At 43.1% G+C, this 12378-nt stretch carries 15 protein-coding genes; 8 read left to right on the forward strand and 7 right to left on the reverse strand.

All coding sequences use genetic code 11. The annotated features are described in order from the left end of the window. The first annotated feature begins 216 nt into the window (after positions 1 to 216). Positions 217 to 1101, forward strand: coding sequence for a D-alanyl-D-alanine carboxypeptidase family protein (locus CSV73_RS10825; RefSeq protein ID WP_099627571.1), 885 nt, complete (start codon positions 217 to 219; stop codon positions 1099 to 1101). Positions 1102 to 1244: 143 nt separating this feature from the next. On the opposite strand, the gene bioA is transcribed toward CSV73_RS10825, so the two are convergent. Together bioA and bioD are read right to left on the reverse strand one after the other, a co-directional pair. Continuing rightward, complete coding sequence (gene bioA, locus CSV73_RS10830; RefSeq protein WP_233191800.1) at positions 1245 to 2576, reverse strand: adenosylmethionine--8-amino-7-oxononanoate transaminase; 1332 nt, start codon at positions 2574 to 2576, stop codon at positions 1245 to 1247. A gap of 7 nt (positions 2577 to 2583) precedes the next feature. Continuing rightward, entirely contained in the window at positions 2584 to 3321 is a 738-nt protein-coding gene (bioD, locus tag CSV73_RS10835; protein WP_158232346.1) for a dethiobiotin synthase, read from the reverse strand. 96 nt (positions 3322 to 3417) lie between these two features. Here bioD and CSV73_RS10840 point away from each other — a divergent pair, with 96 nt between their 5' ends. After that, a complete protein-coding gene (locus tag CSV73_RS10840; RefSeq protein WP_099627574.1) occupies positions 3418 to 3984 on the forward strand; it encodes a biotin transporter BioY in 567 nt (188 codons plus the stop codon). Positions 3985 to 4039: 55 nt separating this feature from the next. On the opposite strand, the gene fabG is transcribed toward CSV73_RS10840, so the two are convergent. Continuing rightward, a complete protein-coding gene (gene fabG, locus CSV73_RS10845) occupies positions 4040 to 4783 on the reverse strand; it encodes a 3-oxoacyl-ACP reductase FabG (RefSeq protein ID WP_099627575.1) in 744 nt (247 codons plus the stop codon). A 214-nt stretch (positions 4784 to 4997) separates the two neighbouring features. On the opposite strand from fabG, the gene CSV73_RS10850 reads away from it, so the two are divergent. The 3 genes from CSV73_RS10850 (at position 4998) to CSV73_RS10860 (ending at position 7312) form a co-directional block, all read left to right on the forward strand. Beyond that, positions 4998 to 5429 carry a BrxA/BrxB family bacilliredoxin gene (locus tag CSV73_RS10850; RefSeq protein WP_085130784.1) on the forward strand — a complete coding sequence of 144 codons (432 nt, stop codon included), beginning with the start codon at positions 4998 to 5000 and terminating at the stop codon, positions 5427 to 5429. Continuing rightward, complete coding sequence (locus CSV73_RS10855; protein ID WP_099627576.1) at positions 5426 to 6217, forward strand: class I SAM-dependent methyltransferase; 792 nt, start codon at positions 5426 to 5428, stop codon at positions 6215 to 6217. Before CSV73_RS10850 ends, CSV73_RS10855 begins: the two co-directional genes overlap by 4 nt. Positions 6218 to 6724: 507 nt before the next feature. After that, complete coding sequence (locus tag CSV73_RS10860; RefSeq protein WP_099627577.1) at positions 6725 to 7312, forward strand: YpjP family protein; 588 nt, start codon at positions 6725 to 6727, stop codon at positions 7310 to 7312. A gap of 211 nt (positions 7313 to 7523) precedes the next feature. On the opposite strand, the gene CSV73_RS10865 is transcribed toward CSV73_RS10860, so the two are convergent. From CSV73_RS10865 to CSV73_RS10875, 3 genes are all read right to left on the reverse strand, one after another. Then, positions 7524 to 7784 carry a hypothetical protein gene (locus CSV73_RS10865; RefSeq protein ID WP_085130778.1) on the reverse strand — a complete coding sequence of 87 codons (261 nt, stop codon included), beginning with the start codon at positions 7782 to 7784 and terminating at the stop codon, positions 7524 to 7526. Positions 7785 to 7806: 22 nt separating this feature from the next. Beyond that, positions 7807 to 8235 carry a ferritin-like domain-containing protein gene (locus CSV73_RS10870; protein WP_233202886.1) on the reverse strand — a complete coding sequence of 143 codons (429 nt, stop codon included), beginning with the start codon at positions 8233 to 8235 and terminating at the stop codon, positions 7807 to 7809. Between the two features lie 266 nt (positions 8236 to 8501). Next, complete coding sequence (locus CSV73_RS10875) at positions 8502 to 9002, reverse strand: YhcN/YlaJ family sporulation lipoprotein (protein ID WP_099627578.1); 501 nt, start codon at positions 9000 to 9002, stop codon at positions 8502 to 8504. Between the two features lie 368 nt (positions 9003 to 9370). On the opposite strand from CSV73_RS10875, the gene CSV73_RS10880 reads away from it, so the two are divergent. After that, positions 9371 to 10312 carry a thymidylate synthase gene (locus tag CSV73_RS10880; protein ID WP_099627579.1) on the forward strand — a complete coding sequence of 314 codons (942 nt, stop codon included), beginning with the start codon at positions 9371 to 9373 and terminating at the stop codon, positions 10310 to 10312. Positions 10313 to 10324: 12 nt separating this feature from the next. Next, positions 10325 to 10807, forward strand: a complete 483-nt coding sequence (locus CSV73_RS10885; RefSeq protein ID WP_099627580.1) for a dihydrofolate reductase — start codon at positions 10325 to 10327, stop codon at positions 10805 to 10807. A 9-nt stretch (positions 10808 to 10816) separates the two neighbouring features. On the opposite strand, the gene trhA is transcribed toward CSV73_RS10885, so the two are convergent. Further along, on the reverse strand, positions 10817 to 11452 hold the full coding sequence (gene trhA / locus CSV73_RS10890; RefSeq protein ID WP_085130768.1) for a PAQR family membrane homeostasis protein TrhA: 636 nt from the start codon (positions 11450 to 11452) through the stop codon (positions 10817 to 10819). An 82-nt stretch (positions 11453 to 11534) separates the two neighbouring features. Between trhA and CSV73_RS10895 the strand changes: the two genes are divergently transcribed. Further along, on the forward strand, positions 11535 to 12371 hold the full coding sequence (locus CSV73_RS10895) for a DegV family protein (protein ID WP_085130766.1): 837 nt from the start codon (positions 11535 to 11537) through the stop codon (positions 12369 to 12371). Positions 12372 to 12378 lie beyond the last annotated feature (7 nt).

The raw sequence follows: 12378 nt of genomic DNA on the forward strand, positions 1-12378 counted from the left end.
AAGTAGTTAGCGAGCGAAGAAGTTTCTAGTAATAAATAACCCACTAGCAGTCTTCCGATTTTTTACTAGTCAAACTAAATGAAACCTTTTCACTAAGAGTAGTGCACGTTTTTCACATTAAAAAGTCCTTTTATATTTTTCATACAATCTTAAGAAGCGTCCACTACCATTCTTCATACTTCTACTTCATAATGAATAGTATAGGCGGGTGTATACATGAAGAAATTACTACTGGTGTTACTCATCTGTTTGGGAATCTATGCAGTCGTTACCCAATGGAATGATGTGCAAGTGATAGAAGAGAATTGGAGTGTCTCGTCAAAGGCCATGATTCTCTTGAATGCACATACAGGTGAAGTGCTGTATGAGAAAAACAGCAAAAAACCATTACCGATTGCTAGCATGACAAAATTAATGACGCAATATATCGTGTTGAACACGATTAAAAATGGCACGATTTCCTGGGAAACTACCTATCAGCCAAGTTCCACTGTCCTCGATATGGCACAATTTGCGAGTGCTTCAAAACTCGGCATGAAAGCGAATGAAAGCTATACAGTACGCGAATTATTCACCGCGATGACGGTTATTTCAGCAAATGATGCGGCCCTTGCATTGGCTGAAATAGTAGGAGGGACGGAAGAGGAGTTCGTTGAGATCATGAATGAACAAGCACGTGCGTTTAAGTTAAAGAAAACCGTTTTCTATAATCCACATGGCTTGGATGGCAATTATTTAGGACGAGGTGAGGGGAAAGACAACTTGGCATCCGCCAAAGATATGGCTATCATTGCGGATCAACTTATTAAAACACATCCCCAAGTATTGGAGTTTACCAGCATGACACACTTCATGTCTAAACAAGGAATGAAGATGTGGAATACGAATTTATTGTTACCGGGTATGCGTATGCAAATGGATGGCGTGGATGGGTTAAAGACAGGATATACTGACGCTGCCGGTTCTTGTTTTACGGGGAGTGCAGTCTTCAATGGAGAACGTGTGATTTCCGTACTGATTGGGGTAGAGGAAGTAGACGGCGATACAATAGAACCGCGTTTTAATGTAACACGGGAAATGATGGAGCGCCATGCCAAGTGATAGGTAACTACTATCAGTGTATGGATGCAAAAATGACTAAGACTTCCGATTTCATAATAAATGATAAACATAAAATAGTAATTGGAAAAAGACTGCGCTAGAAACCATGGTTTCTAGCGCAGTCTTTTCTATAAAATGTGTAGTTATTGCTGGACACTACCCACATCTACTAATTCTTCCGTCGCTGCTAGTATTCCGGACTTCATAAGATTCACCATTTCCGCTAACTGTTCATGTGAAGTAGCCAGTGGTGGCATCAGGACAATGACATCACCGAGCGGCCTAGTCAGCAAACCAAGCTCTCTCATTTTAAGCGTAGCGCGGTAAGCGACACGTCTTTCTACCGGGAACGACTCTTTAGTGCGCTTGTCTTTGACGATTTCAATTCCGCACATCAAGCCACATTGTCTAACATCTCCCACATGCGGAAGTTGCTGTACATCCACTAGTAATTCTTTAAGAAACGCAGCTTTTTCCTCTGCTTGCTTTACCAGTTGCTCTTTCTCAAAAATCTCCAAGTTCGCTAATGCTACTGCACACCCAAGCTGATTTCCCGTGTAGGAGTGTCCGTGGAAGAAAGTCTTCATTTCCTCATATTCTCCGTAAAACGCATTATAAATTTCTTCGGTCGCGAACGTAGCGGCGACTGGCAAATAGCCCCCTGTAAGTCCTTTTGCTACAGTCATCAGATCGGGTTCTACTCCTTCATGCTCGACAGCGAACATTTTCCCAGTACGTCCGAAACCGGTGGCTACTTCGTCGACAATCAGTAGTACGTTAAATTCTTTGCATAGCTTCTCAACACCCTTTAAATAACCTGCAGGCATCGTATTCATTCCGCCAGCTCCTTGAATCATCGGCTCAAGCACCATTCCTGCGATTTCTTCATGACGTTCTTCAAATAGCAAGCGCAGTTCATGTAGGCTCTCATCCCGTACAGTATTGTCATCACCTGAAGGGTGACGGTAAACTGACGGGAAGGGAATGACAAGCGCATCAAACAATAGGGAAGTATAGACTTTGTGATACAGTTCAATTGAACCGACACTCATCGTACCGACCGTATCTCCATGATAGCCATTGCTGACGGTCACAAAACGTGTTTTTTTCTCAATACCTTTATTCTGCCAATACTGATACGCCATCTTCACCGCTATTTCAACAGACGTTGCGCCACTGTCGGAGTAAAATACACGCGTCAATTTTTCGGGAACTAATTCCACTAATTTCTCAGCCAGCAGAATCGAGGGTATATTTGCAGCACCGAGTAACGTCGAATGTGCAATGGATTGCAGTTGTGTTTGAATCGCCTCGTCCAGCTCCTTTTTTCGGTGACCGTGTACATTTAGCCACAAAGAAGAATAGCCGTCCAAATACGTCTTGCCATGTATATCCGTCACGGTCACGCCTTCTCCGCTTGCAATGATAAGCGGATCTTTTTCATAATCCGACATCTGTGTAAATGGTAACCACATATGTTGCTTACTTTTCTTGAGCAACTGATTTGCATCCACTTAGTAACGCCTCCTCTAAAATTGAATAATCCCATTCTTCATAGCATGTCTTTTTCTTGCCCGAACTGGTCAACGTTTCTCGCATGTCTTTCTGGTAAGGAATGATCCCAATCACAGGGACACCGCTCATCTTATAGATCATTTCCACATTATCTTTGATGATAGTGGAGGAATCTTTCGCCAAATCATTGAATAAAATACCAGCGATTCGAATACCTCTTGCTTTCATTGCTTCAATAGAAAGAAGTGTATGGTTAATCGTCCCCACACCGGCTCGTGCTACTAATATGACAGGAGCCTTTAATTCTTCCATCCAGTCGATCATGCAATAGCCTTCTGAGGTGAGCGGAACATAGAGTCCGCCAGCTCCTTCTATTACCATTCCGTCAAAAATTTCGCTGAGTTTCTTCACAGTTTGAGTCAATCTGTTTGTATCGATTTGGATATCTTCCCATCTGGCAGCCAAATGAGGAGAGCAAGGTGTAGGAAATAAATAGTCGGAGATAGGTTGTTCTCTACCGGACGCCAGTTCATACGTCATAATATCTGGCGCGGTTAAGCGTTCATTATGTAACACCGCTCCCGTTTGGATAGGTTTGAACGGTACAAATTGCTGACCGTTTTCAGACAAAAAGTCACTGAGTAACACGGTGGCTACGGTTTTTCCTACATCGGTATCTGTTCCGGTAATGAATAATATCGACACGTTAAACTCTCCTTTTAAAAATATGTGTTAACTAATTACTAAATTATGTTAACATATATTTGTAAAGACAACAATAGAAAGTAGGAGGATCAGAAAATGAAACCAAAGGAAATTGTGTTTTGCGCATTATTTGCAGCATTGATGGGGGTAGGAGCGAATATTGCGCCACTGTTGACGATCGGAGGTGTGCCCGTCACACTTCAATTACTGTTTGCTATATTGGCAGGGGGATTACTAGGCAGCCGATTGGGTGCCTTGTCTATGTTCGCTTATTTATTTATCGGATTGGCAGGTGCACCGATATTTGCGCAATTTAAAGGAGGACTCGGCAGTTTCATCAGCCCGACGTTCGGGTACATTATTTCTTTTATCTTCGTAGCGTATATCGTAGGAAAGTTCTTTGAGCGTAAACAATCGTGGATCAGTTACGCAGGGGCAGGTTTTCTTGCCATAGCCGTTAACTACATAATCGGTACAAATTATATGTATTTTGCTTATGTATACTGGGTAGAAGCGCCTGCAGGATTCAGTTACGCACTTGCGTGGTCCTGGATGGTTGCGTATTTACCTCTAGATATCGGCGTCACGATTCTGTCTATCATATTGATTCCAAGACTCCAGAAAGCTGTCAAATACAAGCCTATAGGCAAGCGTTTAGCGTAAAAAATATACCTGTGCGAGAACGATCGGGAAGCTCTCACGCAGGTATATCTGCAAATTAAACCATCAAAAATCCGCCACTCACACTTATGCATTCTCCATTCACAAAACTCGAGTCATCAGAAGACAAGAACGCAACAACCGAAGCAACTTCCGAAGGGTCACCCATACGACCGGCAGGCGTTAACATCGTTGCCATTTTCTTCACGTCTTGTGGCAAATCCTTTGTCATATCGGTATTGATCTGACCAGGTGCTACCGCATTGACTGTAATGTGCTTACTGCCGTTTTCTTTAGCAAGCGTTCTCGTCAATCCAAGCACACCCGCTTTCGACGCGCTGTAATTTGCCTGTCCCATATTGCCCCAACTAGAAGAAGAAGAGACATTAACGATCTTGCCGTACTGTTGCTTTCGCATCTGTGGAATGACTGCTTGGCACGTGTAGAACATACTATGGAGATTGACGTCCAGTACAGAATGCCATTGTTCGGTCGTCATTTTATGGAAAAATGCATCTCTCGTAATACCTGCATTATTAATCAAAATATCAATCTTGTCGAACTTCCCGTAAATAGTGGAGAACGTTTTCGACACATCTTCCAGATCGGCTACGTTGCACTTCATTGCGCAAACCTTTTCACCTGAAGCATCTAACGCAGAAGCTGTTGTTTCCAACTTTTCCATGTTTACGTCCAAAATAATTACCGAAGCACCATCCAGAAGTAAACGCTCCGCTATCTTCTCTCCAATTCCTTGCGCTGCACCTGTTACGACTGCAATTTTACCTACTAGTTTCCCCATTACTCACACTCCTCATCATGTTCATAGAATAGTAAGATAACTTTATCATAAATGAATGATGATTCATATAGGGGAGTGCTGGCCAAAAAATAGGAGCAACTACACTATTCCGTCATTCGCCAATTCAAACAGGTGAAATAATTCTCTCTATCCTTTACTATTGAAATAAGTACGACATAAAACCTGTAACAAAACGAAAGGCGGAGATATTCAAATGAACGCTTATGATGAGTACATGCGCGGAATCGTTACACCGATGCGCGAAGAACTAACGACTGCAGGATTTACGGAACTCACAACGTCTGAAGAAGTGAATGATACGCTAAAAGACTTGGAAGGTTCAGCTATTATTGTGATCAACTCTGTCTGTGGCTGTGCAGCAGGTTTGGCACGTCCGGCAGTACGCGAGGCGATAGAAGAAGTAAAGCCGGATCACTTGTTTACCGTGTTTGCCGGACAAGATAAAGAAGCGACAGAAACATTCCGTTCGTACTTCCCGGAAATCCCACCAAGTTCACCGTCCATTGCGATTTGGAATGAAGGTAAAGTGGTATACTTTATTCCACGTGAACAAATCGAGAACTTCCAAAAAGATCAAATTAAAGATCATCTCGTCGACGTCTTAACTAAAGTCGTCGCTCAGTGAACGTGATTATTACGACAGCAGGACGACCTGATGAACACTCCGAGGCACTTCTGCAGCAAGCAGCGGACGCGTTACAGGCACCTGTCGTCGAACGAAATAAGCGGTCCATTCCTAAACTGAAGAACATCTATCAAGCGGGTGTTCTAGTAGCGGGGAAGGACCGCTATTCGTTTTACCAAAAAGGTAGTGACGAACCGTTCTTCTTTCATCCGAACTCTGCGACCTATCGCTTGAAACGCATACTAAAAGGCGAAGCAGATCCGCTCGTGGCGGCAGCTGACCTCAGGCTAGGAGACTCTTTCCTCGACTGCACACTCGGTCTCGGATCGGATGCCATCATTGCGGCGAGCGCAGTGGGTGAAAAAGGAACAGTTGAAGGGATTGAAGCGGACCCAATTATCGCGTTTCTCACAAAGGTTGGATTACACAACTTTTCTATCGACTTTCCACTACTGCAAGAAGCGATGAAGCGAGTGCAAGTCATTCATGCGGAAGCCGTAGATTTCTTGAAAACTTGCGAAACGAACTCACGCGACATCGTTTTCCTTGATCCGATGTTCACGACACCAATCGAAGAATCTTCCAATTTTGAAGTGCTACGGGAAATTGGCGTGACTGATATTGTTACGGAAGAATGGGTAGCAGAAGCTTTGCGGGTATGTAGACGGCGTGTTGTACTAAAAGACCACTACCAATCACCAATGTTTGAACGCTTTGGTTTTATTCAGCAAATTCGCCCGTATACGAAAGTGCATTATGGTGTTCTGGAGAAATGTGATAGGCTGTAGCGTGTTCACTTTATTTATTGGCTTAACAACTAACATAGAAAAGACTGTATAGCTTATTATTAAGCCATACAGTCTTTTTTGTGTTTTAACATAACGGCGTTCTTCGCTTTTGGTTTCATCTAGCTACGAACGCCAGCCTCTCGGGTCACTTCAGGCAGATCGTAAAGGTGAAAGTACGCACCTTTACAATCCGGCTTCCAGCGCCTGTCGAGGCTAGATGGCGTTCTTCGCTTTTGGATTAGTGAGTGAAATTAAGGGAGCTCAAGTACAAAGTCAATACAAGCATACCAATACCTAGTAGTAAGTTAACATCCATTGTTGCGACCTCCTTTATATGTAGCGCGTTGATTGAAATCCGCTTAACTTGCAATCAGAGAACATTTTGTGAAAATTGATGATTGAAGTTTGACTTTATTGTACAATGAAATAGTAAAAGATGAAACCTTTTGTGACGCTTTTCGTATGAGTTATGTAGATGTATGACGGAATGTTGAAGGAGTGATGGAAATGAAGCAATGGTTACAGCGGCTGATGATCGCATCTGTCGCCGTGTTAACACTGGGCATCATTACACCCAATCATGAAATTTGGATAAACTTTCAAGACAAGCATGAACCGAATGAATCCGGAACCCACGCAGAAGGCATGGAGTATTCCCTTGAACTGCAAGAAAATCGAAATGACTTACTGACACTTGACAGTTACACCGAAGAACAGCAATTGGTCGCGCACGCACGTCTATTGACCTATGAAAAGTTTGGACAGCGTATCGGGCCCGTCATCCAGAATGAATTCGATCACGAGATTTTTCCACGAATCGAAGCGGTGATCCAAACAACCGTACATAACGCAGCAGATCGCCGTCTCGCCATTACCGAGCAACCTTCAGGAGATTATGCGGAAAAGATTTTCCACGTTTATGACAAAACAGCGGAACAGGACCTTATTAAGTTCCACGTTCGTACGGAAAAACGACCAAGTGACGGCTACTTCTATAATTTCCATTACCATACAGCGGATGATGGATTTGTCGCACACCACTCAGTCGGTGATATTTACTGGTCCAAAAACACACCACCGAAATGGCTAACCTAAAAAATATCGAACACTCGTCTTCATGACGGGTGTTTTTTATCGTCTACATTTTTATAGTTATACAAGAGTGGGGTAGATGGATTGAAGTACATTGGGATTCGAAAATAGCGGCAGATTAGATTGATAGACTTTCCGAAATTTAAACAACTTAGATAGAGTGGACAAAGTGAAAAAAGGGATCTTTTTTGACCCCCCTAAAACATCTACCCATTCATGAACTTTTATCCATTTTCGCAATTTGTTTACTTAGTTGATCAATTTGCTTTTGCATTTTTTTCATTTCTTCAGATAGCTGATCTTGGGGATCTTGTCGGTTTGAGTTTTCTAGTTCTTGAAGTGCAATACCTGCTGCGATGGTCTGAATTCCGTCCCCCAATGTAGAAATTGCAGCCCCCAACAATGCAAGCTTGGCAGCAAACACTTCAGGAGAGTCAGTATTTTTCCCAAACTGTTGTTTGTTTGAGTTGTACATAACCATGCCTCCTCTTTCACCACTAGCTATGATTTAAAAAATATAAGAACCAAACAGCGTGGTTTTGTTCATCGGCTGATGCTTGAGTAAAAGAAGACCTAACCATTGGGATTTGCGTTTCACGTGCAGCAGTATGATAAAAGTCGACGGTCGTTTGCTCATCCATAAAAGCTGATTTCACGCCACTCATATACTCTTTCTCACAGTTTTCTGTGAAGTTAAGTACGGGTTCCTTACCGGTCAATTGGAAATAGAGAGACCAAAAGCTTTGGTAGTGCCTCATTTCGTCATTTCTTATTTCTAGTATTTTATCTTTAATCTCTTGAGTTGGCGCTTGATTAGCTAAAATTCCATAACAATATATCGCATGATACTCTCCATTAATAGCTTTTAATAAATTATTAATAGTTTGTGTATGGGCATTACTGTATGTCTGACTCGTGTTTAACAATGAACTCACTCCTTTCATAATAAACAGCATTCCTATTTATTTTATGCGCTGGTTCCAAATGTGTGAATGAAAAAAGGTCACTGAACTAGTTCAGTGACCTCATACACTCACCATGTAGTGTACTGACAGTGTAGGCGAGTAGTGTGATTAATAAACGTGGTAAATTTTGGGTCGGTCGCTTTTTTCCAATCATAGAGAGATGTTTATTTTTTTAGCCGATATACACTAGCTAACAGAATTACGTCTTTTTCAGCATCGTCGAAATATTATCGTGCATCAGGAAATACGCGTTTCATTGCTTCTAAAAACTCATCGAAGAATCCTTCTACTGGCTCGCCCGCGTTAATTTTCTCCCTATAACCGGTCATTCTATCTACGAAGTCTGGATTAAGGGAAACGTAGACATTTTCAATAGCCGAATTAGAAGAACGAACTTTTTCCGCGATTTTATCTTCCAGCTCTTTTGTCGCTTCTTTCATTGCCGTATCTTTTGAGACAACCGCAACATACGCGTTATGATCCGTAACCAATACAGTGGCACTATCCACTTCTGTCAGTTCAGTAATTTTGTCTGCCGCTTCATCAGCCAACTCTACCTTGGTCTCATGGGTACTAGGAGTTGAAACGTTTTCGTCAACAGTCTCATTGGGTGTTTCATTTGTAGTAGTGTTTTCGTCAACGGGCGCCGTGTTATCATTTTTTGTTCCGCAACCCATCACGACCAGTGCAGCTAAAAGAACCATCATGAACCATGTTGTTTTTTTCATGTATTTTCCTCCTTATGATTACTTCACATCTAGTGTGTTCATAAAGGGGAATTTTCATGCAACCAATACATACTCAAATGAAAAACGATGACCCTTTAATTCCCGGCATGGAAGGTTGAAAAGATTTTTTAATCATTTATTGCTGATCTATAGAAAGCCACTGTATCCTACTGAGCGCAGAAGAATTTTCGTGTATGCTACACGCTATAGGCAAAGGCGACATTTGAAAAAATAACCCTATACGACGAGCAGTGAATACCGGTCGAAAAACACACCACGGAACGGGCTTTTTTAATCAGCCCTTTCGTGGTGTGTTTTGTCGTCTTAATGTTATAATGAGTGTAATTTCAGAAGAGGGAGCTTGAAGCATGAAGCAATATTTAGATCTATGTCAACATATTCTGGATACAGGAACGAAAAAGGGAGATCGTACGGGTACGGGGACATACAGTGTCTTCGGTTATCAGATGCGTTTTGATTTAGCGCAAGGATTTCCTTTAGTCACGACAAAAAAGACGGCGTTTCGTTTGATTGTCTCAGAATTACTATGGTTTATTAAAGGAGATACCAATATCCGTACGTTGATACAGGAACGTAATGGAATTTGGGATGAGTGGGCATTTGAACGGTATGTAGAAAGTGCGGCGTATACAGGAGAGGATATGACCGATTTTGGTCGCCGTGTACTACAAGATGAAGAGTTCGCGAAGGTTTACAAAGCGGAACTCGCTTTATTTAAAGAGAAAATTTTAGCAGATGAAGAATTTGCGAAGCAGCACGGTGATCTCGGGCCCGTCTACGGCAAGCAATGGCGAGCGTGGGACAGCGAGAGCGGAGTCATCGATCAGCTGGCACAAGTAATCGACAGCATCAAAAATAATCCTGACTCGCGTCGTCACATTGTCACAGCGTGGAACCCAGCAGAAGTCGACGAGATGGCACTGCCGCCATGCCACTTACTGTTTCAGTTCTACGTGGCGGACGGCAAGTTATCATGCCAACTCTATCAACGCAGTGCGGACGTCTTCCTAGGTGTTCCGTTCAATATCGCGTCTTATGCATTACTCATTCATTTAATTGCGCATGAATGTGGTTTAGAAGTAGGCGAATTCGTCCATACATTAGGTGACGCACACTTGTATCAGAACCATATTGATCAAGTGCACGAGCAATTAGCGAGAGAGCCGAAAGAATTACCGACATTACATGTGAATTACGACGGTCGATCGATCTTTGATTTGACGGTAGAGGATATTTCGATTGAAGGCTATGATCCACATCCGAGAATTAAAGCACCGATCGCAGTATAAGGAGGGCATACAATGATTTCATTATTGGTGGCACATGATCTGGGCCGAGTCATCGGCAAGGACAATGAGATGCCATGGTATATTCCGGAAGAACTTCAATACTTTAAAGAGAAAACGATGGGCAAGGCGATCGTTATGGGACGCAAAACGTTCGAATCGATTGGTCGTCCGTTAAAAGGTCGATTAAATATTGTCATCACGCGCAATACAGACTATCAAGCAGACGGCGTCACGGTCGTTCATGATATGGATAGCGCCGTGAAACTTGCAAAAGACTATGCGGACGAAGTGATGGTCATCGGCGGTGCGGAGATTTTCAAGATGTCGATGGAAGATGATGCAGACAGATTGTATGTTACCGTCATCGAGAAACATTACCCTGGTGACACATTCTTTCCAGCATACGAAGAAGACTACGCATTGATAAGCAAGTCGGAGCCACATTATGCAGAAGACGGCACCGCCTATACCTACCAAATTTGGGATAAAAAATAACGTTCTCCCCTATACATAGAGAAGAACGCTAAAGAATATCGATGTGCTGCCCGCCATAACGAACAGGTGCCAGATTGCGTGATTGTACGGTACACGGCGTGACATGAAGAAGTACGCTCCTGCTGTATAGAACAACCCACCAATCACGAGCAACCATAGCCCTTGTGGCGGCAGTGCGTTATATAACGGTTTAATCGCTAACACGATGAGCCAGCCCATAATGAGATAGAGGGCGAGTGATAGTTTGGCGAAGCGGTGAATATAAAAGATCTTGAACAATATGCCGAACAAGGTCATTCCCCAGATGATGCCGAATAACGTCCAGCCGAGTGCACCTTTTAAGGTGACGAGCAAAAACGGCGTATAGGTTCCGGCGATCAGTACATAGATAGCGGAATGGTCAAGAATCGCAAAAAACGATTTCAATTTCACAGGCATACTATGTAGTAGCGTACTGGCGAGGAACAATAACAACATGGACACGCCGAAGATGGTAAAGCTCGTTATAGCGATTCCCGTGCCTTGTTTCACGCCTTTTAAGATCAGCAAGACTAATGCAGGTATGCTGAGTAAGAACCCGATGGCATGCGTAATTGCATTCCAGCGTTCTTCATGCAGATTTTTGTAATCGAATGCTTCTTCCATTCTTGCAGCACCTCCTGCAATACACTATATCAAACACAGCGAAAAAAATCGCAGAAAGCCACACGCGAAGGAGATAGAAATCATGAAAAAAATTCATATCGTCACGGATTCCACTGCAGAACTATCGGATGAACTGATTGCTCAATACAATATCCATGTTGTACCTCTAACACTGACCATCAATGACAAGTCTTATATTGACGGCGTAGAAATCCAACCGGAAGAATTTCTCGACTTAATGCGCGATGCAAAAGAATTACCGAAAAGTTCACAGCCGGCAGTCGGCGTATTCCAGAACCTGTATGATGAACTGGGAGCGGATGGATCACAAATTATTTCGATCCATATGACGGGTGGCATGAGCGGGACGGTGAAATCTGCGGAAACGGCAGCTCATGCGTCAAACGCAGACGTTACGGTCATCGACTCAATGTATATTTCACACGCCCTGTCTTTCCAAGTGCTTGAAGCATGCCGACTGGCCGAAGAAGGCAAGTCGGTAGCAGAAATCGTGGAGGAACTTGATAGTGTACGAAAACGTTCCTCTTTATACGTCGTGGTGGATGTTCTCGATAATATGGTGAAAGGCGGACGAATTGGCAAAGGGAAAGCGATGTTTGGCTCCCTTATGAACATCAAGCCTATCGCGTCACTGAAGGACGGGGTGTATACGCCGGTCGCGAAGGTGCGCAGCCATAAACAAGTAGTCTCTTATTTGTTTGACGAGTTTAAGAAAGAAACAGCAGGGAAAGTAATTCGTAGTGTCGGAATCGCCCATGCAAACGGTCTGGCAATGGCGGAACCGCTAAAAAGTAAGATCGAAGAGATGGGCATTCAAGTGATGCTGACATTTACGACTCCGATCGTCAGTACCCATACTGGAGAAGGCGCGATCGGATTCATGTATTACACCGAGTGATACTAAC

It is taken from the genome of Sporosarcina sp. P1 (genome assembly GCF_002743155.1).
Classification (GTDB): Bacteria; Bacillota; Bacilli; order Bacillales_A; family Planococcaceae; genus Sporosarcina; species Sporosarcina ureae_B.